The organism is Paraburkholderia sp. BL27I4N3 (assembly GCF_003386115.1).
In the GTDB taxonomy this organism is placed as follows: domain Bacteria; phylum Pseudomonadota; class Gammaproteobacteria; order Burkholderiales; family Burkholderiaceae; genus Paraburkholderia.
In genome coordinates this window covers 7632047-7654586 of sequence record NZ_QREJ01000001.1, presented here as the reverse complement: position 1 = coordinate 7654586, position 22540 = coordinate 7632047, and the positions used below count along the sequence as shown (strand labels likewise).

The window sequence follows — 22540 nt, the reverse complement described above, 5'->3', positions numbered from 1 at the left end:
TGCCCCGCCGGCGCACACTTGGCGTACCCATTGCGCAAGGAGCCCACGATGTCTACCCGCCACGATAAAGATAACGAGTTCGAAATCGGCCTGCCGGCTGCTTCGACGCCTGAATGGACCAGTCCGGTGCCGGGCGCCGACGCCGCAACAATGCGCGGGTTGCACCTCGCGTCGGAGAGCGTGCTGTGCCTCGCGACGCAGACCTACGACGCCGTTGCGCGCGGCGACGCGGCAGGCGCGGAGGCGACGCGCGCCTCGCTCGAACAGCAACTGCAACTGGCCACGTGCCTGATCGACGAGCTTCTGTTCGACGGCAGCGGCCCGCATACGACGCATTGACCGGCCCGCCGGCCGAACAGCACCCATCGCAGTCTCACCCTCTGAAAATTGACATGAGCGCTCTGACGGTAATTTTCTGCATCTGGGCCATGGTGGCCTTTTGCGCAATCCTCTTTATTCGCGGCGCCACGTCGCGCGTGGAGCGTCCAACCCAGGCACCGCAAAAGCGCCCGGCGCGCTTTTCGATCGCGGAGTAACTTCAAGCAGTGATTCCGATTCGCACGTGAGAACACCTGCGAATCGTTCGAACGTTCTCATCGGAATAGTCGTACGGCAAAAGCGGCGCGGCAGCCCATCATCACCATAGGTCGCAACGACCAGGCAGCCGCCGCAGCATGAATCCGAGCGGTGCAGTGCTGCCGGCTTCATCTGCGCTGCCTTTTATCCCATGGAGATCGTCTTCATTTAAGGCCGAGCCGTTTAGCCAACCGGTTCAGATTCGCTCGGTCAAGACCAAGCTCGCGTGCGACCGCCGCCCAATTCTGATCGTGACGGGCCAACGCGTCGACAACGGTGTTCCGCTCGAACTCGGTGACCGCGCTACGAAAATCCTTCGATCCGGTCTCAGTTGTTTCAGCCTGCGTTTTCTGGACCCTGTCTTCGTCCGGTGCGGCCGCCAGCGCAAAGTCGGCGGCCGTCAACGTCAGAATCCGGCGACGCTCGCGATTCGCCGCCAGCGCCTTGAGCGCGCTTCGGCCGATCAGGTGCTCCAACTCACGCACGTTCCCCGGCCATGGATAACGCAGCAGCATGGCTTGCGCGTCCGTCGCCAGACGCAGACTCAAAAGACCGAGCCGCGAGCGATTCTCTTCGAGAAAAAACCCCGCCAGCAGCAACACGTCGCGGCCGCGCTCGCGCAACGGCGGCACGCGTAACGGATAGACGCTGAGCCGATGATAGAAGTCCGCGCGAAACCGCCCGGCGCGAACCTCTTGAGCCAGATCGCGATTCGTCGCGGCGATCAGCCGCACGTCGACCTTGTGCTCGTGGTCCGAGCCGATGCGCTGCAACTGGCCGTTCTGCAAAACCCGCAACAGCTTGGCTTGCACAAGTAGCGGCAGCTCACCCACTTCGTCGAGAAAAATCGTGCCGCCGTCGGCCAGTTCGAACTTGCCGCGCCGGTCCGACGATGCGCCGGAGAACGCGCCCCGCACGTGCCCGAACAGTTCGCTCTCGACGAGCGTATCCGGCAGCGCGGCGCAGTTCAGGCTGATCAGCGGCTTGTTCGCCCGCGCCGAGAGCGCGTGGATCGCGTTGGCCACGAGTTCCTTGCCGACGCCGGTCTCGCCGGTGATCAGCACAGTCAGATCGCTACCGGCGACCACCTCGATTTCCTTCATCAGATGCGTGTGCGCGTCGCTGCTGCCGACCATCTCGCGCCGGCTCTGGCTGCTCGCCTGCCGGTAGGCTTCAGCACGCGCCCGCTCTTCCTCGCTGCTGCGCGCAAGCGTGTCGATTCGCTCGACGACGCTCACGGTAGCGGCGGCAAGGCCCAGAAACGCCCGCAGCGACGCCATGTCGATGCTGTCGAAGCGCGCCGGGTCGAGCGCGTCGAGCGTGAGCAGCCCCCACGGCCTGCCGCGCACGAACAGCGGACAGCCGAGGCAGTCATGCACTTCGAGATGCCCGGCCACGCCTTGCACGAGGCCGTCGTAGGGATCCGGCAGATCGGAGTCGGCGGCGAAGCGGGTCGGCTCCGGCCGCGACAACAGCTGCTCGAAGCGCGGGTGGTCGCTTATACGAAAGCGGCGTCCGAGCGTATCGCTGCTCAATCCGTCGATGGCGAGCGGCACCAGCGTGTCGCCCTCCAGACGCAATAGAGCGGCCGCGTCGCCGGGAAACAGCGCGCGCAGGCTGCTCAGCAGACGGCGGTAGCGTTCGCGGTCGGACAGTTCGCGCGAAAGATCCTGGATCAGCGGTGTCAGGACGTCCAGCAGTGCTTCCGCAGTCAGATTGACTCCATCAGGAGTCTTTTCGACTAAGGTCGAATTGACCATCATTAAATTCAGATCGTTGATTTAATTACATTTTATACCTGGCACGAAACATGGATACATCAGCACATCAGTCGAAGCACGACTGGATATCCACCAACTACCAGGACTTCCCATGCTTTCCGCCGAACACCGCGCCATCGTCAAAGCCACCGTTCCTCTTCTCGAAAGCGGGGGCGAGGCGCTGACCACGCACTTCTACGACATGCTGATCAGCGAACATCCCGAAGTGCGTCCCATGTTCAATCTCGCCAATCAGGCGAGCGGCGCGCAGCAGCGCGCACTGGCCAACGGCGTGCTGATGTACGCACGTCACATCGATCAACTCGAACAGTTGGGCGGGCTGGTCTCGCAGATCATCAACAAGCACGTCGCGCTGAATATCCTGCCGGAGCATTATCCGATCGTTGGACAGTGCCTGCTCAGATCTATCCGCGAAGTGCTCGGCGCGGAGATCGCCACCGACGCGGTCATCGAAGCGTGGGCCGCCGCCTATCAGCAACTCGCCGATCTGCTGAGCGGCCTCGAAGAGAAAATGTACGCCGAGCGCGAAGCGGCGCCGGGCGGCTGGCGCGGCACGCGGCTCTTTCGCGTCGCCCGTAAGGTGCGGGAAAGCGACGAGATCACGTCGTTTTATCTGCGTCCCGACGACAATGGCGAGTTGCTCGCGTTTCATCCGGGGCAATATATCGGCGTGCGGCTCGTGATCGACGGCGAGGAAGTGCGGCGCAATTACTCGCTCTCGGCCATGTCGAACGGCGAGGAATACCGGATCAGCGTGAAGCGCGAACCGAATGGCAAGGTGTCGAACCATTTGCACACGCACGTCAATGAAAACGATACCGTGGAACTGTTCGCGCCGGCGGGGGATTTCAAGCTCGAAGACAGCGACAAGCCGCTGGTGCTGATCAGCGGCGGGGTGGGCATCACGCCCACACTCGCCATGCTGCAAGCCGCACTGAAAACCGATCGCCCCGTGCACTTCATTCACTCGGCGCGTCACGGCGGCGTGCATGCGTTCCGCGACGTGGTCGACCAGCTGGCCGCGCGCCATCCGAAGTTGAAACGTTTTTATTGCTATGAGCAGCGCCGCGCGGAAGATGCCGACGCGCACGGCATCGGCTATCTGGACGAAAAGCATCTCGACGCGTGGCTGCCCAGGACGCGTGACGTCGACGTCTATTTCCTCGGACCGATCGCGTTCATGAAGGCCATCAAGAAGCATTTGAAGGCGATTGGCGTGCCGGAGTCGCAGAGCCGGTATGAGTTCTTTGGTCCGGCTTCCGCTCTCGAATAAAGCGCGGGTTGCGGTTGACGTGCAAATAGCCGGAGCCGGCTATTTGCATGCAACGGCCGGGCGCGTTGAAGTCACGCCTTTAGCAAAGCGTTGCGCTCGTCACCCAGGACATGCTCTTGAAGCGCGCGATCATGGCGTCCACCAACTCGCGTTGCGCTTGAGCCAGCGCGATCGTGACCTCTTCAAAACCGCTGCCCGGAAGCGTCGTGACAGCGACTGTCTCGACGTTGCGGGAGAATGGAAATAGCACCTGCCAGATTGCGGCAATGCGCATACCGTGAAGTGCCGCGCGCACCACGAGTCGATGACGGCCCGGGGTGTGCGATGTCAGTACCTGCAATCCGCTCTCAGAAGATTCACTGGTCATGTCGTGTCCTTTTATATTGACTGATCCGCGTTGCTCGCGGCTTTTCGATGTTTGCCGATTCTCCCACCTTATTAAGGCATCTTGATGATTCCGCTCAAGCGTCTGAGCAAGGCGTCGGCATGCTCGCGCTCGACCTTCGATATTTCGCGCTGGTTCAGTATTGTCTCGATACGTTGACGCCAATAATTCGGTTCATTGACGACCGACGTGTCGGCCATCGAATCACCTTTTGAAAGCAATCTCTCTAGCGTTGTGACTATCGTTTCAATATGCGAAAGATCGTTCCTATAAGAAGCGTGACTTCCCATTACATTCCCGGCTTACTTTATCAAGCGCCTTTGGACCGCCCTTCAAACGGGTTGGCAAGCAATGCGATACCCATTTCGTTTCCGAATCGGCCGATCCGTCTGCTTGGAGGAAAGCGAAACAACAGCCCCCGGCGCATTTGCGCCAGGCTGCGTGAGCATTGCTGTTGACTGACTGGCTTTATTTGACCCGCGCCTGAGCAGGCACCGTCAACTGACTGGCTTGCGCCATGGCAATGGCTTGCGCAGTGGCTTTGCGCATCGTGTCGTAGGCAGCGCCCGCACTGGAAACCGCCGACTTGAACGCAGTGACCGCGAGTTCGGAACCTGCGGGCGCATTGCGCGCGAAGTCGTTGAACGCCGTCTGCATTTTCGTGTTGGATTGTGCGAACTGGTCTTCGAAAATCTTCAGAAACTCGGCTTGTGCGTCATTCGCGATTTCAAACATGTGACTGTTATAAGACAGTACTTTCTCTGCGACGGGCTTGGCGTTGCTGGCCTGATGAACAAACAGCTCGACCGGCGTCTTACCCGATATCGCCATCTGCCATGCCTGCTCGCTCTCCGCAAGCGTGGCCCTGGCTGCCTGCAGGTTCAACTTAGCCAGCTCTTCAAAATACTGGAATGTTTGCTGCGCAAACGAAAAGGCGACGGCAACATTGGCACTTTGCAGGGAGATGAATTGTTCTGGCGTCGAAAAATACACTCTGGACTCCTTCGTTAAGACGTTCACATTGCTCAGACAAGAGACATGCGAAACCAGCGGGATGCAAGCAGATTGTTGACCCTCGAATTGCCCCAAGCTGCTCGAATCGTTTTGCGATGCAGCATTAGATGAAACATTCTAACTTTGTTAAATCTGCACCTGGCGCACTCTTTTGTAGGTAATTACCCTTGGCTGATGGCGCGGTTCTGGCTGAGGAATCGCGTGGCGGCGATGGCTGAAAGATCAGCGGAATAGGCGCCGCCTCGGCGCATGCGCCGACGTGTGGGAAGCAACGTGGAGAACACTGTCGATAAGCGGCTTGGTCGCGCTATGAAATGCGTGAGCAGATGTGCGATAGACGGTCAAATGCATGCGCATGTGACCGTCTTCGCAGCGGAGAAAAGAATCAATGTGATGCGGATTTACAACCATTTATCCGCAGCGCAGCGCCATTCAATGCGGCGGCAATACCAGTGGGCTTCAATTGGTATCAGCAATAAACGTCGGGAGTATTTTGGCCGCGTGCACGGGATCGGGCGCCCATGAACGCCAATTCCCTCTTCCTGCGAATCAACACGGATCGGGTGCCGGACACTCAGCGCGCTGAGGGCGCTGTCGGATTACCTCGAACAGCATCCTGAATCGAACGTGTTGGGGTAAATCGGCGGGCCGCTGACGTGCTTCGAGCCATGCCCGTGGGCCAGGTCGCGCCTGTGCGATGATGCCTCACGTCAAACCGCCCCCCGGAGGTCATGATGAGCGGCAAATGGTTTTCGAAGTTCGCAAGCTTCCTTTCCACGATGACCGGCAGGCCGCTCACCTTTGTCCTGGCCGTCGCCATGGTGATCGTCTGGGCCCTCACCGGCCCGCTCTTTCACTACAGCGATACGTGGCAACTCGTGATCAACACGTCGACCACGATCGTTACGTTCCTGATGGTCTTCCTGATCCAGAACACCCAGAACCGCGACACCGCCGCAATGCAGATCAAGCTCGACGAGTTGATCCGCGCATTGGGAGGGGCTCACAACGCCCTGCTCGATCTGGAAGAACTCGAGGAAAAGGACTTGACGCGCTTTCGACGACACTACGAAAAGCTGGCTGAAGAAGCGCGCGCTGTGTTGCGCGCCGGCGGCAGCGACACCGATTCGCCGTTCGTCGACAATCGCGATGATCGTGACGAAGACCGGCGAAGCGGTAAAGGTCGCGACGGCAAACCTGGAGCGGCGGAGCAACGCGGCTAGCCAATGCATTGGTTGCGTGCGCACGCTTTGCAATAGCCGTCAGCGCGCGCAATGCTAGAAACGTGCGACGTCGATCACGGCATCGGCAAATGCTTTCGGCGCTTCCTGCGGCAGGTTATGGCCGACACCACCGCCGATGTTCCGATGCGCGTACTTGCCGGTGAACTTCTTCGCGTACGCCGCCGGGTCCGGATGCGGCGCGCCGTTCGCGTCGCCTTCCATCGTGATGGTCGGCACGGCGATCGTCGGCGCCGCGGCCAGGCGCTTCTCCAGATCGTCGTATTGCGGCTCGCCCCTCACCAGTCCCAGACGCCAGCGATAGTTGTGAATCACCACCGCGACATGATCAGGGTTGCTGAACGATTGTGCCGAGCGCTCGTACGTTGCATCGTCGAAATTCCATTTCGGCGATGCCGTATGCCAGATCAGCTTGTTGAAGTCGTGGCGATTCGCGTCGTAACCCGCCGCGCCGCGCTCCGTCGCGAAGTAGAACTGATACCACCAGGCCAGTTCTGCTTTCGGCGGCAACGGCGTGCGGTTCGCCTCCTGGCTGCCGATCAGATAACCGCTCACCGAGACCATCGCCTTGCATCGTTCCGGCCACAGCGCGGCGATGATATTCACCGTGCGCGCGCCCCAGTCGAAGCCGCCGAAAATCGCCTTGTCGATCTTCAACGCATCCATCAACGCGATGATGTCGACCGCCACCACCGCCTGCTGGCCATTGCGCGGCGTATCCGCGGACAGGAACCGCGTCGTGCCATAGCCGCGCAGATACGGCACGATGACGCGATAGCCGGCCGCTGCCAGTAACGGCGTGACTTCGGCAAAGGCATGGATATCGTAGGGCCAGCCGTGCAGCAGGATCACAACCGGACCGTTCTGCGGGCCCGCCTCGGCGTATCCCATGCTGAGCGTGCCCGCGTTGATCTGCTTGACGGTGTCGAACGAGGCGGCGCTCGCTCCCGCCTTCGTGCTATTGGACTGTGCGTTGGCAAGCCCGCTTAGTCCCAGTTCCATCAGGCTGAGGCCCGCAACCGCCGTCCCGAGCAGACGACGCCGCCGGGTGTTGATCTGGTCAGACATGGCTAATTCTCCTTATGTGCGACAGCGCTGAATTGAACGGTGCGCCCGCGCGACGCACCGAATGGTTGAAGCGAAACATCGCGAGGCGTGGTCGACAGAAGCGCCCGCCCTCGAAGCCGAGTTTAAGTTACGGCTTCGCGTAGATCGCGCCGAGACCGATCACTTCTGAGTCCGACGCACGCGAGCCCGATGCCGAGCTGCCAGCCGTCGCCGAGCCGTATGACGATGCCGTCGGTCCGTTTTGCGCACTCACGCGAGCTTCGGCAGCCAGGATATTCCTGGGGTATTGCGTCTCATCGCTCGCGGGGTTGTAACCGGCCTTCTCCAACTGCACGAGTTCCGCGCGAACCTGCGCCCGGGTGAGCGGCTGATTCGATTGTGCGAACGACAAAGCCGGCAGAGCAACGGCAGCGGCGACGATAAGCGATTGAATGACTTTCATGACTTTCACCTCGAGAAAATGTCTTCCACGCAAACGCCCGTTTGCGTTCTGGTTAGCAAGGCCAGTTCGGCTGGCTTGGAAGCATTAGACCCCGTGGACGTATCTGGCTTATGTCGGCAATGCCCGTTGATGAAACGTTATGTACCTTGATACGGTGCGGATACATTGCGATACAAAGAACGGGGCGACGTTAAGGCTTCATCCCGCCGCTAAGTCCTCGCCCATGATGAGCAGAAAGGGTGTTGCCTGGGAGGAAATGCTCAGTTTCCTGTAGAGATTGCGCCGGTGAACCTTGGCCGGGGCGGGTGATACACCCAACTGTCTCGCCATGTTCCTGGTCGATTGACCGGTGAGAATCATCAGCGCGACTCCGGTCTCGCGATGGGTCAGTCAAGCATTGGATCGCCTGTGCAATGCTTTGTGTCTCCGCGATCAACTGAGGTTTTCTGTTGGGCCAAAAGACCATCGCCACTGGGTTGTCGAAGTGGACCACTTTGCGCAACCGGTGGCGGAGTTTTTCTACCAGACGTCCGAGCCGCTGATGAAACGCGACATCGCATACCTCAAGCGGTATGTCAGTGCGAACGCAATTCAAAGCGGGGCGGTAACTTACAATGCTGCGGATGAGCCAATCTTCTACAGCATCGAAGCGAGACCTGCTGACTTCCTATTTCTCGAGTGGCGATGCCATTCGCAGTCGAAGCGTCAGTGACATCGTGCTGTCAGGCATGCTCGACGTGCCACCGCTCCCCGCTCGTGTGCTTGCGGATTGGGACAGGGAGACGTCGTCGCGCATGGTCCTCGAGCCCGGTGACGTCGAGGTCATGCCGTTGGCGCGAACGCAAGTGCGCTGGCCGGACTATACGCGCTGCGTGCGAGCAGCGTCCGAATGGACGGCTGCGCTCGGCTTGCCCGGCGTGCTCGCCGTCAGCGACATCGCGCTCATGGCCTGCCGTGGCGCGAGATATCACCATGACGGCGCGCAATATGGCGGTGCGGCCTTCTGCAATCTTTTTCTCAGCGAAGACAAGGGGCTGGATGTGCATTTCCCCGGTACGGGTCATCGCATTCCTCTGACCCGCGGCACGGCCTTGATATTCGACACCGGCCAGCCACATGGGGTGATCCGGCGCGGCAGCAGCGGATTCAATGCTGCCGACTTCGCTGCGGATCAGGATTGCACGCAAATATTCCTGACGTGGGAGCTTCCCATCGAAGACGTGCATGTGGCGCAGACGCTGAACGTTGCCTTCGACATTGCCTCTTCAACCTCTTTGCACGCGGATAAAGAGCAAGTGTGCGTGAATGGCGAACCCGCCATGGTGTGCCCGGAAACCGGTCGTTGGTGTCGGGTCGAATGATCGTCGAGGTTTAAGCGGGCTGTCGCGGTTGAGCCTTGCCTCCTGCAGGCAAGCCTTAACATTGCCCTCCAGGCGTTCGCCGCGCTGGTGGTGACCGCACCGGCGTTTCTTGCGGCCCGCGGCCTGAGGCGACTCGGCCGCAACCGCACATGCATGGCCTGACGACGCGTTAAGCCATCGCGTTCGCTATACGGCAATACCTTGCGTGACCGGCGCGGCGCAAACCGCTTCGCATTCGTGCGCTGCGGGCGCGATCGCCGTGATTGGCGCGACTAGCTTTGCCAGCGGCAGGCGTACCACGAACTCCGAGCCGCGGCCCAGTCCCCCGGAAAACGCTTCGACGGTGCCACCATGGCTCGCGACGATATCGCGCACCACCGCCAATCCGAGTCCATGCCCCCTGGTGCCCAAGGCGTGGCCCGCAAGCCCGCGCGCGTAGGGCTTGAAGATGCTTGCAAGCTCGCCCGGCGCGATGCCGGCCCCTTCGTCGCTCACGCTGATATAGCAGTAACGCCCGGCGCGGGACGCCGTCACCTTGATCGCATCCGCAGCCGCCGAATATTTGAGCGCGTTGATCAGCAGATTGACGAACACCTGGGTCAGCTCGCCGAAGTCGCCTTGCACCCGCAGCGGTGCGTCGCCGGCCGTCACCTGAATCGGTGCGTGATCTGGCGCGCCCGCTTCGGCTACCAGCACACAATGCGCGAGCAGATCGCCGACATCGACCGGCGCGCGATTCACCACCGCTCTTTCGCGCGACGTACATGCCAACGCGCCCAGCGCCGGATCAACAGAACCGGCGAACCCGGCATCGTCCGGCGCCATCAATTGCTGGGCCAGTTGACCGAGCACGCTTGCCTGCCGTGAGAGTAGAAGGGCGTATCGCGTCAACTGTTCGTCGTGGCCGTACTGGGTGTTCAACAAACGCGCGAGCAGTCCGAGCGGCGTGATGGCATTGCGGATTTCGTGGCCTATCGTTGCGCCGCTCAAAGCCTGTTCCGATTCATCGCTACGCCCGGCAACAGTGACGACGTGCTCGGCACGTTGCACACTCCGCCCGCCAGCCCGCTCGCGCGCATGCCCGGAAGCCTCGACGCGCGGCCGCTCGATCTTCGCATCGTGCAGACGCTCGATCTCCCGTGCCTGCGCAGTGCGAAGCTTCTGCACGCAGTACGTGCACAAACCGATGATCGGCCGCGCAGCAAGCTTCTCCTTCAGCGAGGCTTCATAGTCGAGCAGCGCAACCCAGTCGGTGGTTTCGTTGCAGACGGCGTCGCCGGCCACTCGCAATCCTTCGAAGCCTCGCCCCAGCGCGTCGTTGATCGCCTTCGACCATAAGCCCACGGTGGCACCGCCGTTGAAGCCCGTTTTAGGCGAGGCGTAAATCTGCGCGCCGTCGAGAATCTGCAATTGGCCTGCATCGATATATTCCGCGAGTGCGGGCGCGGTTCGCGTGAGCATATAGCGGGCTTTGTCGGGTCCCAGCAGCGCGGGCGCGATCCACACGGCCGCTTCGCGATTGGCGAGTCCCGCATGCAGGAAGTCCGCGGTGACGCTGAGCAATTCGCTCCGCGATTCGTAGAAGTGACACAGATGGGAGCCCCAAGTGAGGGCGCCAAGCGCTGGAAAACCGCTTTTACGAGGTCCGGTGGTCATCGTTTCCCTCAGAGTGCGTGGGTCAAGAACCACAGTCGCGCCAGGCTTTAACGATGTCCCGCGCGCTCGAATATGAATGTCACGGCACCACTCGCGTCGATCCGCCGATCCTGTTGAAGGACAGGAAGCGGCTCCGCCGCGTTGGTGCTCGATATTTGGGATTCAGCAGAATTTGAAAGTACGCGAGGGCCAGCTTTGACAGAATAGATATTTTCCCTATGCATGATTTTGGGCGGCAATGAGCGTCTGGTCACATGCGCGTCAATCACGTGTGGTATTCGATCTGGAAAGGGGCAATGCGCTCACGGCGGCCAGGTGCTCGCCACGAGCAGATCCTCCGCATTGTTCGGCGGGCGCAGACCGTCGGTCCTGCCGGAGAAGTAGCGCTGCGTCAGATCGGCCGCCGGGACGTGTATCGCTTCGCCAAAGCCGGCTTCATGGGCCAGCGCCAGCATCTCCGGTGGAGTGAAGAAGCTGATGAAAGGTGTCCCGCTTGCTCGCGCGCCCTTCTCCGCCATCTCGAGCCCCGGACGTACCTCGGGGTCCGCCAGATGCAGCGGGAGCAGGAAGGTCATGGCAAGCGTCGATCCCGGCGCGAGAGCCGCGACCTCGCGCAGCGTGGCCATGTTCGCTTGCAGTGTGAGATACATACTGACGCCCGTGGAGACCACGATCGCCGGCTTGCTGTCATCGAAGCCGGCAGCCGTCAACTCGTCCCGCCAGTTCCGGCCCGCTTCGAAATCGACCGGCACGAAGCGCAGCCAATCCGGCACGCCGTAGCCGAGTTCATTCAGCCGCTGGCGCTTCCATGCCTGAGGACCTGGCGGGTCGATCTCGAACACCTTGAGGCGGGACGCGATCTCCGGCCTGCGCTGCGCGAAGCTGTCGAGCCCCGCGCCGAGGATCACGTACTGACTCAGCCCGCGCCCGGCCTGTTCCACGACCAGATCTTCGATGAAGCGCGCACGAGCCACGATCGAAGCGCGAAACGGACGCGTGAACTGCGGGTCCATGTCTCCGCGTCCGCGCCAGTCGTCGCCTGGAGCCAGCAACTTGAGGCCCACTGTGTCTTCCAGCACATGCGGCGGCGGGTCCGCCTCGACATGCAGCGCGCGCCACAAGGCGACACGCGCAGCGGTGCTGTCGGGCGCCGCATTTCGCTTCTCGTTCATGAGTCTCGATCCGGTTCTTTGTTTCCGGGCTCCGATTCGACATCGCACACCAGCACCTGTCGCAATCCTGCCGCGCGCAACAGGCTATGATTGCCAGGTGAATAGACGAGCCGATGACGGGGGACAGCGTGTCACAGACAAGCTCTGATCGCAAGACGACCTTCAGCACACGCCTCTTATGGTTCATTGGACTGTGGCTGCTCGGCGTTGCCGGCGCAGTGCTGCTCGCGCTGCCGTTCCGGCTTCTGATCGCCGCGGCCATGCATTATCAGCATTGATTCGTTGTTTCCACCTCAATGCCGGTCGAGCATTTTTGGCAACTGGCCAAGCTGTCGAAATAGCGATAGCCAATCTTCGAGGTGCCAGGTTTTCTCGATCAGATTTCCGCGCATCTGATGGAAAGAATGAATCGCGAATTTCACATGCTTCGAACTCGCGTCGATGCCGAGCAGCTTGCCCGTTTGCGTGCCGCTGATCTCCGCGCGCACCCCTATCCGGTTGCCATGCACCAGCAAATCGAGAATTTCGACTTTCAAGTCCGGCAGCGCGGTCGCTATGTCGTGGAACACTTGAACCATTTGACCGGGCCCGGGGGCGGCGCCGCGAGGCTCCGGGATGTACTGCCAGTCAGGGGTGACAACCTTCGCCAATAACTCGACGCTTTTCTGCTCGAACGCTCGATAGAATCCTTCAACCGCTTCTCGCGCCACCGCTTCATCGGTACCTGAGGTCATGATCTGCTGCTCCTGAGGGTGCAAGTCGCCATGGTAGACCGAATCATTCCGGGCGGCTTCACGGCATTCAACGTCAGCCCGCCTTCCATTTGCATGCGAATGAATGCGGCCGTTTTTTGCCAATCCGCCGCGCCATAGCGCGTCCCGAAACTGGCACCCAGTACCCACAAATTATCTGCCCGGTATAACATCTGTGAGCGTGATGGACGTCAACCATGTCACGCATGTTGCGCCCTTCATGCGACAAGCCAAAGCGGCATGCGTGCGTGCGGCGTCGCGGTGACCGCAACAGCTAACCTGCTTCAATCATTCAAACGAAACTCGCGCCCGCCTCCGGCATGAAACGCGCAGGCGGAACGACGTGGGTTCTACTGCTGTACGAACCCGTAACGGTCTCTAAACAATCAAGCCGATGCCCAACGAAATCCCGGAACCGCAAGCAATTTGTAATGACGTCTCCCGCAGCGCAATCTTCATTGTCGCGACCATCGCGAACGACCGCGATCAGGAAGCCAAGGTGCGCGAGTGGTGCGGCGACATTGCCGCCCTTGTGCGCGCGGTCGGCAAGCGTGTGCCTGCCGGCAATCTGTCGTGCGTCTGCTCGTTCGGCTCCGACGCGTGGGACAGGCTGTTCGGCGCGCCGCGGCCCGCCCTCCTGCATCCGTTCCGCGACATCGGCGAGGGCGAGCGTCGCGCGTTGGGGACACCGGGCGATTTCCTGCTGCACATCCGCGCCGATCACATGGATCTCTGTTTCGAACTCGCCACGCAGTTGCTGGGCGCGCTCGGCGACGCGGTCACCGTGGTCGATGAAGTTCACGGATTTCGCTACTTCGATATGCGCGACATGGTGGGTTTCGTCGACGGCACCGAGAACCCGACAGGCCGCGCCGCCGATGAATACACGCTGATCACCGAAGACCCCGGCTTCGAAGGCGGCAGCTATGTCCTCGTGCAAAAGTACCTGCACGACATGGACGGATGGAATGCGCTTTCGGTCGAGACTCAGGAGCGCATTATCGGCCGCAAGAAATTGTCCGACGTCGAACTCGACGCAGCGGTCAAACCGTCGTCGTCGCACAGTTCGCTGACCACGATCACCGAGAACGGCAAGGAAGTGAAGATCTTGCGTGACAACATGCCATTCGGCCGTCTGGGCGCGGCCGAATTCGGCACCTACTTTATCGGCTACGCGCGATCGCCCGCGCCGATCGAGCAGATGCTGGAGAACATGTTCATCGGGCGGCCGCCGGGCAACTACGACCGGCTGCTCGACTATAGCCGCGCCGTCACGGGAGGCCTGTTCTTCGTGCCGTCGGCCACCTTGCTCGAAGAACTCGCAGACCGCGATCCGCCGAGCGTCACGGCCGCCATCGAAACACAACCCGAACCCTCTTCGCCCGCCGAGCCGCGCCACGACGGCTCGCTGAATATTGGCTCTCTCAAGGGAATCTCCCAACATGAATAACCTGCATCGCGAGCTCGCCCCCATTTCCAGTGCCGCCTGGTCGCAGATTGAAAACGAAGTGGCGCGCACCTTCAAACGCAGCGTAGCCGGCCGTCGCGTGGTCGACGTCAAGGGTCCGGGTGGAACCGAGTTGTCCGGTGTCGGCACGGGGCATCAGACCGCGATTGCCGCGCCTCAACAAGGCGTCGTGGCCAGGCTCGCGGAGGTCAAGCGCGTAGTCGAGTTCACCGTGCCGTTCGAGTTGCAGCGCGAGGCGATCGACAGCGTGCTGCGCGGCGCGAACGACGCCGACTGGCAGCCCGCGAAAGACGCAGCGAAAGAACTCGCCTATGCGGAAGATCGCACGATCTTCGACGGATACGAAGCAGCGGGAATCGGCGGGATTCGCGAAGGCTCGTCGAACGCGCCGCTCGCGCTGTCCGCCGACATCGGCGATTATCCGCACGCGATCGGCAATGCACTGGAGGCGTTGCGGCTCGCCGGCGTGGACGGCCCTTATTCCGTGCTGCTCGGCTCCGACGCCTACACGGCGCTCAGCGAGGCACGCGACCAGGGCTATCCGGTGATCGAGCACATCAAGCGGATCGTGAACGGCGACATCGTCTGGGCGCCCGCGCTGAGCGGCGGAAGCGTGCTCTCCACGCGAGGCGGCGACTTCGAGTTGCACCTCGGTGAAGACCTGTCGATCGGCTATCTCAGCCACACCGAATCGGTCGTGCGCCTCTATCTGCGCGAAACGCTGACATTCCTGATGTTGACGAGCGAAGCCTCCGTGTCGCTGACGCTCGCTGAATAAGCGCGGGCCGTTGCGGGCTCAGGCGCGCAACGGCCGTTTCATTCGCGACCGGCGGCGCCGGTGTCAGTGGTAGCCGGCATCCCCTTCCCGCACCTTGCCGCGGAACACGCGGTACTGCATGGCGTTGTAGACGAGGATGACCGGCAGCACGATCACCGTGCCGACCAGCGTGAAGAGCTGGCTCGAATGACTCGACGAGGCTTCCCAGATCGTCAGCGAAGGCGGCACGATGTTCGGCCAGATGCTGATCAGCAAGCCGCTGTATCCGAGAAAGCACAGCGCAAGCGTGAGCAGGAACGGCATCGCTTCATGCTGCAGGCGAAGCGATCGAAAAATGCCCCACACGCAGGCCAGAACAAGAATCGGCACCGGCATGAACCAGCCGAGATAGCCGCTTCCGAACCAGCGATGCTCGACCGCCGGCAATCCGATCACGGTCCACAGACTCACCACGAAGATGATCCCCAGCAGCACGGCCAGCAGCGGCCGCATCACCTCGCGCATCTTGTGCTGCAGTTCGCCTTCGGTCTTGAGGATTAGCCAGCCGCAGCCGAGCGTCGCATAGGTGAAGAGCACGCCGATGCCGCAGAACAGGCTGAACGGCGACAGCCAGTCGAACGGGTCGCCGGCGAAACGGTCATCGACGATCTTGATGCCTTGCAGCAGCGACCCCAGCACGATGCCCTGGCAAAGGCCCGCGAGAGCCGACCCGGCGATAAAGGCGAGATCCCACGCATGCTGGGTCCGCGTGGCCTTCGCGCGCAATTCAAAGGCCGCGCCGCGAAAGATCAGCCCCACGACCATCAGGATCAGCGGCAGATAGTTTGCCGGCAGCAGCGTCGAATAGACGACCGGGAACGCCCCGTATAGCCCCGCGCCGCCGAGCACGAGGAACGTTTCGTTGCCGTCCCAGACCGGCGCGATGGTGTTGAGCATGACTTGCCGATCGCCTTTCTCCTCGAAAAACGGAAACAGCAGGCCGATGCCGAGATCGAAGCCGTCCAGCATCACATAGATGAAAACGCCGAGGCCGATGATCGCAGCCCACACGACCGGAAGATCGATTTGCATGGCCTCACTCCCGTTCCAGCGCGTCCAGCGGACGATTGCGCAACACCGGATGTTTAACGGACCGGCGGGCGTCGACCTGTTCTTCCGGTCCACGCTTCATCATCTTGAGCATGTAGTAGACCCCCATACCGAATACCAGGAAGTACACCAGCACGAAGATCAGCAATGACACGCCCGCTTGCTGGGCACTGATCGGCGAGAGTGAGTCTTCGGTTCGCAGAACACCATAGACCGTCCAGGGTTGGCGGCCGACCTCCGTCGTCACCCACCCGGCCAACAGCGCGACGATTCCCGACGGCCCCATGCACAGCACGAAAACCTGATACCAGCGCGTCTCATAGAGCCGGCCTCGCACCCTGAGCAGCAACCCGAGCAAGGCGGCCAACAGCATCAGCATGCCGAGGCCCGCCATGATCCGGAAGGTCCAGAAGATGATTGGCGAATAAGGGCGGTCTCTGGCGGGAAAGGTCTTGAGCCCGCGGATTTCTCCATCCCAGCTATGGGTCAGAATGAGGCTGCCCAAATGCGGGATTTGCAGCGCATAGCGCGTGACTTCCGCATTCATGTCGGGAAAACCGACCAGATTGAGCGCCGTGCCGCCTTTCTCGGTTTCCCATAGGCCTTCGATTGCAGCGATTTTTGCCGGCTGATATTGGCGCGTATTGAGGCCATGCGCATCGCCGACAAAAATCTGCACCGGCGTGAGCAAAAGCAGAATCCACAACGCCATCGAAAAGCTGCGTTTGACGGGTCCGTCGCGCCGGCCATGCAACAGGTGCCACGCCCCGCACGCAGCGACGATAAAGCCCGCCACAATGAACGCGGCGATGGTCATATGCGCGAGCCGGTACGGGAACGACGGGTTGAAAATCACCTTCAGCCAGTCGACCGGTACGATCCGGCCGTTCATCATGGCGAATCCTTGCGGCGTTTGCATAAAGCTATTCGACGCGAGAATCCAGAAAGTGGACATCAACGTGCCGAGCGCCACCATCAGCGTGGCGAAGAAGTGCGCGCGCGGACTCACGCGCTGCCAGCCAAACAGCATGACACCGAGAAAGCCCGCCTCGAGAAAGAACGCCGTCAACACTTCATATGTCAGGAGCGGTCCTGTGATGTTGCCGGCAATGGTGGAAAAGCCACTCCAGTTGGTGCCGAACTCGTAGGCCATCACCACGCCCGAGACCACGCCCATGCCGAAGCCGACCGCAAAGATCTTCGACCAGAACAGAAACATGTCCTTGTAGACCGCGTCGCCGGTCAGCAACCAACGCCCTTCCAGCACGGCGAGGAAGCTGGCCATGCCTATGCTGATTGCGGGGAAAATGATGTGAAACGAAACCGTGAATGCGAACTGAAGCCTGGCGAGGTGGAAGGCATCGAAGATTTCCATGATTGAACGGCGGCTCCAGGTTGTACCGGCACTTGCGCAAAGATGAACGCCTCGCGAAGCTGAGAGACATCACTCAGCCGGCGAACCGCGCGCCTCCCGTCTCTTTCCTGGTAGAAGAGTTCGGGAGGCATCATCAGGTCCGCTTCCGGATAATACCCGCCACACCGCCGACACGCTCGCTGCGTGTCCTTGCCCGTTGCCCACGCCACGCCGTCAGGAACTGGCGCCCTCCGTGGACTCCGTGCTGCCGACTTCGTCGGACGACTTCTTCTTTGTCCGGCTATTGACGCGCTTCGCCTTGGGCGGCGTCGCCTCGCCGCGAACGAACTTCACTTCGCCGCTGTCCTTGTCATAGCTGACCTCGACATTGTCGCCCGATTTCAGTTTGCCGCCGAGAATCTCCTTGGCAAGCCGCGTTTCCAGTTCCTGGCGAATCTGGCGCTTCAACTCGCGGGCGCCGAACTCCGGCCGGTAGCCGGCCTCGGCCAGATGGTCGACAACCGACTCGTCGATCTTGAGCGTGATGTCCTGAGCCGCCGCGGTGCGCGTGACCCGCTCGAGCTGGATCCGCACGATCGAGCGGATATTCTCGCGAGTAAGTCCGTGAAAGACGATCACCTCGTCGATGCGGTTCAGGAACTCCGGACGGAAGTGGCCCTTGAGCACATCCATCAACTCCTCGCGAAGCTTCTTTTCCGGCAACTGGTCCGCCTCGGGCTTCTCGAGGTTATCCATGATGATATGTGCGCCGAGATTGCTGGTCGCGATGATGATCGTGTTGCTGAAGTCCACCACGCGGCCCTTGCCGTCGGTCAGACGGCCGTCGTCGAACACCTGGAGCAATACATTGCTCACGTCCGCGTGGGCCTTCTCGATCTCGTCGAGCAGAATCACGCTATACGGCCGCCGCCGCACCCGCTCGGTCAACTGGCCGCCCTCGTCATAGCCGACATATCCAGGCGGCGCGCCGATCAGGCGTGCCACGGCGTGACGCTCCATATACTCGGACATGTCGATACGAATGACCGACTGTTCATCGCCGAACACCGTTTCGGCCAGCGCCTTCGCGAGTTCGGTCTTGCCGACGCCGGTCGGTCCGAGGAAGAGGAAAGTCGCGATAGGCCGGTTCGCCTGGCCGAGTCCGGCACGCGATAGGCGTACGGCGTCGCTCACGGCAAGCACCGCGTCGTCCTGGCCGACCACGCGCTCACGCAGTTTGTTTTCCATGTCCAGCAGCTTCTGGCGCTCTTCCTGTGTCAGTTCCGTGACCGGAATGCCGGTTTGACGCGACACCACTTCGGCGATGGCCGCCACGGTGACTTCAAGCGTTTCCGAACCGGTCTTGCGCTGCCATGCCTCCATCTGCTCATCGAGTGTCGTCTGCTTTTCGCCGATACGTTCCTCGAACTTCTTCGCCTCGTCATAGCGCTTTCGCGAGGACGCGTAATCCTGCTCGCGCTTGAGTTGAGACATCTCGGCTTCGAGTTCCTGGATGTCCGCCGGACGCGAGGTCGCGCCGATCCGTACGCGCGCGGCGGCCTGGTCGATCAGGTCGATGGCTTTGTCGGGCAGAAAGCGCGACGTGATGTAACGGTCCGACATTTCAGCGGCCGCGACAAACGCATCGTCCGCGAAGGTCACCTGATGATGCGCCTCCAGCTTGTCGCGCAGACCGCGCAGGATGACGATGGTCTGCTCGACGGTCGGCTCGGGCACCAGCACCGGCTGAAAGCGCCTCTCCAGCGCGGCGTCTTTTTCGATGTACTTCTGGTATTCGTTGAGCGTCGTCGCGCCGATCAGACTGAGTTCGCCGCGAGCCAGCGCCGGTTTGAGCACGTTCGCGATGTCGAGACCGCCCTCGCCGCCGCCCTGGCCGGCGCCCACGATCATGTGCAACTCGTCGATGAACAGAACCAGCTCGTCCTTCTTTGCCGTCACTTCGTCGATCAGCGTTTTTGCGCGTTCCTCGAACTCGCCGCGATACTTCGCGCCCGCCACCATCGAATTGATATTGACCTCGACGAGCCGCTTGCCGCGCAGATTTTCGGGAACCTCGTCGTTGACGATGCGCTGCGCCAGGCCTTCAACAATGGCGGTCTTGCCGACGCCGGGCTCGCCGATCAACACCGGATTGTTCTTCCTGCGCCGCGCGAGCACCTCGATCGTGCTTTCGATTTCCTGCGCGCGGCCCAGCACCGGGTCGAGCTTGCCCTGGCGCGCGAGCGCCGTGAGGTCACGGCCGAACTTGTCGAGTGTGGGCGTGCCGGTCGGTGCATCGACGCGGCCGTCCTCGGCGCCTTTGCCGACCACCTTCACCACTTTCTGCCGCAGCCCTTCCGGCGTCACACCATACTTCTTCAGCAGCGTGCCCGCGATACTGTCCGGCACCGCCGCAAGCCCGATCAGCAGATGTTCCGGGCCGACATACGAATGACCCAGATCGCGCGATGCCTGGAACCCGTACTGGAACACTTTCTTCAGGCGCGGCGAGATGGTCATTTTCTCGATCGACGCATCGGGATTCGCGGTGCCCTTCTGCGCGTGCTGATCGATATAAGCCTTGATGTCCTGCGGCGAGAGCTTGAGTTCCTTGAGCAGCGCGGTGCCGACATCGTTGTCCGCCAGTACATACAGCAGATGTTCGGTGTCAAGCTCGCTTCGCTGGAGTTCGTGCGCTTTCTCTGCCGCACGCTGCAACAACTCGAGCGTCTGTTCGCTGAAGGCGTCGGTTGCGTCGACCGATTCGCGCGGCACCTCCGCGGAGAGACTCTCGTTATCGTCGTCTTCCTCGTGCGCGCCGCCCATCCCGCCGAAGAAGCGTGACAGACCACCGCCTCCCAATAGCGAGTCGAACGGGTTCGCCATGCTCTGGTGGCGCATTAATTGACGGTAGTCGTAGTCGCAAATCGATAAAGTTTTCCGCTCGCCGTTCTGCACAACGGTCACACGGGCGACGGCGGGACGGGCGTTACAGATTTCGCAAAGGGCGGGCATCGTAAAATCACCTTTCTGAGTTAAGGCATCCGATGTTGTTAAAAATTTTAGGACGCGTTCAAGTGAAGGGAGAACGCTCGGAACCTGTCGCCGGCCTTTCGTTATGGTTATGCGCGAGGCCGATGCTCCGCTGTTCAGCGTTCAAAATGGGCGTCGCTTTCGAACAGATAGCGATGCACGAGCGGCTTGCGTCAACCGGCATGCGCTTGCGCTCTCTCACTACGCGTCTGGTCGCCGCATGATTGGCATAACGAACCTAAATAAGCCGCCCTTGAATTCTATGAGTGGATTGTGAGTAAGGGGACATTGGTTTTTCCGATGGGGCGCATGGGCCGACATGCCGACGCTATCGCGCGGCGAGGCGACGCGCTCTAATGCGCCTGGTCGTCACTACTTGCGAGCCTCGCGGCGGCTCTGCTCCGCCACGGTGAGAATCGCTTCTGGCATGACCTCGAGCCGCTCTTTCGGGATTGGCTGGCCGCTTTCGTCGGAGAGGCCGTAAGTGCCGTCGTCGATTTTCTGCAGCGCCCGCCCAATATCCGCAATGCGCTGGTCGTTCACGTCGTGCAGCGACTGATTGATTTCATTCTGCGCCATTCCCTGCGCCGCGTCCTCGTACTCCTCGGCCTCGTCGCCGTGCTCCTCCCGAGCCGTTCGATCGTCTGCGATCGTCTCTGCTTCGCCGCCCAGCAATTCCCGGCGCAGCGCCTCCAGGCGCTTGCGCTGCTGCGCGATGAACTCGTCACTCAAGCCGCTCTGTTGGTTCGACATGGTGTTCTCCCTCCGTATGATTGGCCCGCTGAACGTTGGGACGGCGCCGTCAACTGTCGTCGACGTTGTCCGCGTAATGGTCGACGGTAACCTTGCATTCGTCGATCACGACCTGAAGAAAAGCAGGCTCGTTTCTTTCCACCCATCTTTTCACGTGCAGGAAACGCTGCGTGCCGAGGTCGATTTCTTCATACGAGTGCGAGGTTTCGTGCGCGCCAGCTTGCGACCACCATGGTCATGCTACCGGGATTACGGCATGATGGCGCTAGCAGCGACACGCAGGCTAAGGAGAAAACGATGCCAGCATCCACTGTTTTCTATGGCGAGTTCGAGATGGTCGTGCGCCCCGAGACCAATAAGTTCGGCGCCTGGATCGCGAGTGTGAGTCTGAAAAATAGCGCGGGTAAAGTGGTCGATATTCGCCCGATGACCGTTCAGCCCGAATGGCTGACCGAAGAAGAAGCGATCAGAGACGCGGTCGAATGGGGCCGCAGGTTCATCGATCGTGAGTTCGAGACGCCGCAACCGCACTCCTGGGTCAGCGCCCGGTCTCGCGCGGAAGACTGGTTCCGCGATGCAGAGGAAAAATCGCACGGGCCGGACATCAGTTCCTGAACGCGGCAAACCTGAACGCTGCAAAGCCGGCCCTGCAACACGCTTGCAGGCTCAGTGAAATCTTTGCGCAGCCGCTCTCTACTTCTCTACTTACGCAGACGCGCCTCGATTTCCTGTTTACTGAGCGACACCAGATCTTCGCTGATCTGCTCGAATATCATTCGACGCGCTTCCTCGCTCAGATTCGAACGCACCATGCCGAGGAATTTCGCCTCCATGGCGAGCCGCAGCCGATTGTAGAGTTGACGGAGCCGCCCTTCTTCCAGATAGGTGGCAACCCGCTTTGCAAATTTCTCGCGGTCTTTCTCAGTCAGCGCCGTACCGGTGTATTCGTCGTTGACGAGAACTTCGACCTCCTGCAAGTCGAGCTTAAGCCCAGGCGTCTGGAAAACACGCGCGCGACCTCCGTCAGCCACGACAAGCCAGGTAACTTCAACCATCATGCACCTCTGAGCAGAATTTCCAGCGCATACGCGGCGCTCGCTCGCCGACAATGCCGGCGACACTCACTCAAGATAGCAGTTCGGACCGGCTACGCCCAAGATCAATTCACTGATTTTCTCGAGCCGTGCCGCCGCATTACCCACCGCGGCTGAAGACAAGCCGAGTTGCTGCCCGGCATCCGCGACACTGCGCAACTACGCGGCGCGGGAAAAGGCCTTGAGAGCGTTGAGACTGTCCAGACGCGTCCGCACGATCGCGGACATTGATGTCCGATAAGCCAGGAAT

General features: G+C 61.0%; 23 protein-coding genes. 8 read left to right on the top strand and 15 right to left on the bottom strand.

Annotated features, from left to right (window positions below):
- The first annotated feature begins 48 nt into the window (after window positions 1–48).
- The gene (locus B0G71_RS34725; protein WP_116147608.1) at window positions 49–339 is read left to right on the top strand and encodes a hypothetical protein; all 291 of its coding nucleotides are present in this window, start codon (window positions 49–51) and stop codon (window positions 337–339) included.
- A gap of 401 nt (window positions 340–740) precedes the next feature.
- Here B0G71_RS34725 and norR read toward each other — a convergent pair whose 3' ends face one another.
- Window positions 741–2336 (bottom strand): nitric oxide reductase transcriptional regulator NorR, encoded by a 1596-nt coding sequence (gene norR / locus B0G71_RS34720; protein ID WP_116147607.1) that lies wholly within the window; start codon window positions 2334–2336, stop codon window positions 741–743.
- Between the two features lie 112 nt (window positions 2337–2448).
- On the opposite strand from norR, the gene hmpA reads away from it, so the two are divergent.
- Window positions 2449–3630, top strand: a complete 1182-nt coding sequence (gene hmpA, locus B0G71_RS34715; protein WP_116147606.1) for an NO-inducible flavohemoprotein — start codon at window positions 2449–2451, stop codon at window positions 3628–3630.
- Between the two features lie 79 nt (window positions 3631–3709).
- On the opposite strand, the gene B0G71_RS34710 is transcribed toward hmpA, so the two are convergent.
- From B0G71_RS34710 to B0G71_RS34705, 3 genes are all read right to left on the bottom strand, one after another.
- Window positions 3710–3997: a hypothetical protein gene (locus B0G71_RS34710; RefSeq protein WP_116147605.1), complete on the bottom strand. Its 288-nt coding sequence runs from the start codon at window positions 3995–3997 to the stop codon at window positions 3710–3712.
- A 71-nt stretch (window positions 3998–4068) separates the two neighbouring features.
- Window positions 4069–4215: a hypothetical protein gene (locus B0G71_RS41580; RefSeq protein ID WP_158608205.1), complete on the bottom strand. Its 147-nt coding sequence runs from the start codon at window positions 4213–4215 to the stop codon at window positions 4069–4071.
- 268 nt (window positions 4216–4483) lie between these two features.
- Window positions 4484–5008 carry a phasin family protein gene (locus B0G71_RS34705; RefSeq protein ID WP_116147604.1) on the bottom strand — a complete coding sequence of 175 codons (525 nt, stop codon included), beginning with the start codon at window positions 5006–5008 and terminating at the stop codon, window positions 4484–4486.
- Between the two features lie 752 nt (window positions 5009–5760).
- Here B0G71_RS34705 and B0G71_RS34700 point away from each other — a divergent pair.
- The gene (locus tag B0G71_RS34700) at window positions 5761–6252 is read left to right on the top strand and encodes a low affinity iron permease family protein (RefSeq protein WP_116147603.1); all 492 of its coding nucleotides are present in this window, start codon (window positions 5761–5763) and stop codon (window positions 6250–6252) included.
- Window positions 6253–6306: 54 nt separating this feature from the next.
- Here the strand turns inward: B0G71_RS34700 and B0G71_RS34695 are convergent, their stop codons facing one another.
- The 3 genes from B0G71_RS34695 to B0G71_RS42760 all read right to left on the bottom strand — a co-directional run bounded on the left by B0G71_RS34695 (window position 6307) and on the right by B0G71_RS42760 (window position 8110).
- Entirely contained in the window at window positions 6307–7338 is a 1032-nt protein-coding gene (locus B0G71_RS34695) for an alpha/beta fold hydrolase (protein WP_116147602.1), read from the bottom strand.
- Window positions 7339–7465: 127 nt separating this feature from the next.
- Window positions 7466–7780: a DUF4148 domain-containing protein gene (locus B0G71_RS34690; RefSeq protein WP_116147601.1), complete on the bottom strand. Its 315-nt coding sequence runs from the start codon at window positions 7778–7780 to the stop codon at window positions 7466–7468.
- A gap of 198 nt (window positions 7781–7978) precedes the next feature.
- On the bottom strand, window positions 7979–8110 hold the full coding sequence (locus B0G71_RS42760; RefSeq protein ID WP_404935493.1) for a hypothetical protein: 132 nt from the start codon (window positions 8108–8110) through the stop codon (window positions 7979–7981).
- Window positions 8111–8394: 284 nt separating this feature from the next.
- Here B0G71_RS42760 and B0G71_RS34680 point away from each other — a divergent pair, with 284 nt between their 5' ends.
- The gene (locus B0G71_RS34680; RefSeq protein WP_116147599.1) at window positions 8395–9141 is read left to right on the top strand and encodes a hypothetical protein; all 747 of its coding nucleotides are present in this window, start codon (window positions 8395–8397) and stop codon (window positions 9139–9141) included.
- Between the two features lie 186 nt (window positions 9142–9327).
- Here the strand turns inward: B0G71_RS34680 and B0G71_RS34675 are convergent, their stop codons facing one another.
- Both B0G71_RS34675 and B0G71_RS34670 read right to left on the bottom strand, forming a co-directional pair.
- On the bottom strand, window positions 9328–10797 hold the full coding sequence (locus B0G71_RS34675; RefSeq protein ID WP_116147598.1) for an MEDS domain-containing protein: 1470 nt from the start codon (window positions 10795–10797) through the stop codon (window positions 9328–9330).
- A 302-nt stretch (window positions 10798–11099) separates the two neighbouring features.
- The gene (locus tag B0G71_RS34670; RefSeq protein WP_116147597.1) at window positions 11100–11969 is read right to left on the bottom strand and encodes a class I SAM-dependent methyltransferase; all 870 of its coding nucleotides are present in this window, start codon (window positions 11967–11969) and stop codon (window positions 11100–11102) included.
- Between the two features lie 128 nt (window positions 11970–12097).
- Here B0G71_RS34670 and B0G71_RS41575 point away from each other — a divergent pair, with 128 nt between their 5' ends.
- The gene (locus tag B0G71_RS41575; RefSeq protein ID WP_166678903.1) at window positions 12098–12247 is read left to right on the top strand and encodes a hypothetical protein; all 150 of its coding nucleotides are present in this window, start codon (window positions 12098–12100) and stop codon (window positions 12245–12247) included.
- A gap of 15 nt (window positions 12248–12262) precedes the next feature.
- On the opposite strand, the gene B0G71_RS34665 is transcribed toward B0G71_RS41575, so the two are convergent.
- The gene (locus B0G71_RS34665) at window positions 12263–12826 is read right to left on the bottom strand and encodes an ester cyclase (protein ID WP_258875723.1); all 564 of its coding nucleotides are present in this window, start codon (window positions 12824–12826) and stop codon (window positions 12263–12265) included.
- A 289-nt stretch (window positions 12827–13115) separates the two neighbouring features.
- On the opposite strand from B0G71_RS34665, the gene B0G71_RS34660 reads away from it, so the two are divergent.
- Together B0G71_RS34660 and B0G71_RS34655 are read left to right on the top strand one after the other, a co-directional pair.
- Complete coding sequence (locus B0G71_RS34660; RefSeq protein WP_116147596.1) at window positions 13116–14171, top strand: Dyp-type peroxidase; 1056 nt, start codon at window positions 13116–13118, stop codon at window positions 14169–14171.
- Window positions 14164–14967: a family 1 encapsulin nanocompartment shell protein gene (locus B0G71_RS34655; RefSeq protein ID WP_116147595.1), complete on the top strand. Its 804-nt coding sequence runs from the start codon at window positions 14164–14166 to the stop codon at window positions 14965–14967. The genes B0G71_RS34660 and B0G71_RS34655 overlap by 8 nt, the downstream gene beginning before the upstream one ends.
- Before the next feature lie 63 nt (window positions 14968–15030).
- On the opposite strand, the gene cydB is transcribed toward B0G71_RS34655, so the two are convergent.
- The 4 genes from cydB to B0G71_RS34635 form a co-directional block, all read right to left on the bottom strand.
- Window positions 15031–16038 carry a cytochrome d ubiquinol oxidase subunit II gene (gene cydB, locus B0G71_RS34650; RefSeq protein WP_116147594.1) on the bottom strand — a complete coding sequence of 336 codons (1008 nt, stop codon included), beginning with the start codon at window positions 16036–16038 and terminating at the stop codon, window positions 15031–15033.
- 4 nt (window positions 16039–16042) lie between these two features.
- A complete protein-coding gene (locus B0G71_RS34645; protein WP_116147593.1) occupies window positions 16043–17431 on the bottom strand; it encodes a cytochrome ubiquinol oxidase subunit I in 1389 nt (462 codons plus the stop codon).
- Window positions 17432–17644: 213 nt separating this feature from the next.
- Window positions 17645–20425 carry an ATP-dependent Clp protease ATP-binding subunit gene (locus B0G71_RS34640; protein WP_116147592.1) on the bottom strand — a complete coding sequence of 927 codons (2781 nt, stop codon included), beginning with the start codon at window positions 20423–20425 and terminating at the stop codon, window positions 17645–17647.
- Window positions 20426–20815: 390 nt separating this feature from the next.
- Entirely contained in the window at window positions 20816–21196 is a 381-nt protein-coding gene (locus tag B0G71_RS34635) for a TraR/DksA C4-type zinc finger protein (protein ID WP_116122142.1), read from the bottom strand.
- A gap of 231 nt (window positions 21197–21427) precedes the next feature.
- Between B0G71_RS34635 and B0G71_RS34630 the strand changes: the two genes are divergently transcribed.
- Complete coding sequence (locus B0G71_RS34630; RefSeq protein WP_243856472.1) at window positions 21428–21811, top strand: DUF6566 family protein; 384 nt, start codon at window positions 21428–21430, stop codon at window positions 21809–21811.
- Window positions 21812–21897: 86 nt separating this feature from the next.
- Here the strand turns inward: B0G71_RS34630 and B0G71_RS34625 are convergent, their stop codons facing one another.
- Window positions 21898–22254 carry a host attachment protein gene (locus B0G71_RS34625; RefSeq protein ID WP_258875722.1) on the bottom strand — a complete coding sequence of 119 codons (357 nt, stop codon included), beginning with the start codon at window positions 22252–22254 and terminating at the stop codon, window positions 21898–21900.
- Window positions 22255–22540: the final 286 nt, after the last annotated feature.

Excerpts from the sequence above, each read along its gene's own strand:
- B0G71_RS34640 (WP_116147592.1), bottom strand. The coding sequence starts at position 20,425 with ATGCCCGCCCTTTGCGAAATCTGTAACGCCCGTCCCGCCGTCGCCCGT.
- B0G71_RS34630 (WP_243856472.1), top strand. The coding sequence starts at position 21,428 with ATGGTCATGCTACCGGGATTACGGCATGATGGCGCTAGCAGCGACACG.
- B0G71_RS34695 (WP_116147602.1), bottom strand. The coding sequence starts at position 7,338 with ATGTCTGACCAGATCAACACCCGGCGGCGTCGTCTGCTCGGGACGGCG.
- B0G71_RS34690 (WP_116147601.1), bottom strand. The coding sequence starts at position 7,780 with ATGAAAGTCATTCAATCGCTTATCGTCGCCGCTGCCGTTGCTCTGCCG.
- B0G71_RS34625 (WP_258875722.1), bottom strand. The coding sequence starts at position 22,254 with ATGATGGTTGAAGTTACCTGGCTTGTCGTGGCTGACGGAGGTCGCGCG.
- B0G71_RS34700 (WP_116147603.1), top strand. The coding sequence starts at position 5,761 with ATGATGAGCGGCAAATGGTTTTCGAAGTTCGCAAGCTTCCTTTCCACG.
- B0G71_RS34635 (WP_116122142.1), bottom strand. The coding sequence starts at position 21,196 with ATGTCGAACCAACAGAGCGGCTTGAGTGACGAGTTCATCGCGCAGCAG.
- B0G71_RS34670 (WP_116147597.1), bottom strand. The coding sequence starts at position 11,969 with ATGAACGAGAAGCGAAATGCGGCGCCCGACAGCACCGCTGCGCGTGTC.
- B0G71_RS34680 (WP_116147599.1), top strand. The coding sequence starts at position 8,395 with ATGCTGCGGATGAGCCAATCTTCTACAGCATCGAAGCGAGACCTGCTG.
- B0G71_RS34655 (WP_116147595.1), top strand. The coding sequence starts at position 14,164 with ATGAATAACCTGCATCGCGAGCTCGCCCCCATTTCCAGTGCCGCCTGG.
- B0G71_RS34710 (WP_116147605.1), bottom strand. The coding sequence starts at position 3,997 with ATGACCAGTGAATCTTCTGAGAGCGGATTGCAGGTACTGACATCGCAC.
- B0G71_RS34660 (WP_116147596.1), top strand. The coding sequence starts at position 13,116 with ATGCCCAACGAAATCCCGGAACCGCAAGCAATTTGTAATGACGTCTCC.
- norR (WP_116147607.1), bottom strand. The coding sequence starts at position 2,336 with ATGGTCAATTCGACCTTAGTCGAAAAGACTCCTGATGGAGTCAATCTG.
- B0G71_RS34645 (WP_116147593.1), bottom strand. The coding sequence starts at position 17,431 with ATGGAAATCTTCGATGCCTTCCACCTCGCCAGGCTTCAGTTCGCATTC.
- B0G71_RS42760 (WP_404935493.1), bottom strand. The coding sequence starts at position 8,110 with ATGGCGAGACAGTTGGGTGTATCACCCGCCCCGGCCAAGGTTCACCGG.
- hmpA (WP_116147606.1), top strand. The coding sequence starts at position 2,449 with ATGCTTTCCGCCGAACACCGCGCCATCGTCAAAGCCACCGTTCCTCTT.
- B0G71_RS41580 (WP_158608205.1), bottom strand. The coding sequence starts at position 4,215 with ATGGCCGACACGTCGGTCGTCAATGAACCGAATTATTGGCGTCAACGT.
- B0G71_RS34675 (WP_116147598.1), bottom strand. The coding sequence starts at position 10,797 with ATGACCACCGGACCTCGTAAAAGCGGTTTTCCAGCGCTTGGCGCCCTC.
- cydB (WP_116147594.1), bottom strand. The coding sequence starts at position 16,038 with ATGCAAATCGATCTTCCGGTCGTGTGGGCTGCGATCATCGGCCTCGGC.
- B0G71_RS34725 (WP_116147608.1), top strand. The coding sequence starts at position 49 with ATGTCTACCCGCCACGATAAAGATAACGAGTTCGAAATCGGCCTGCCG.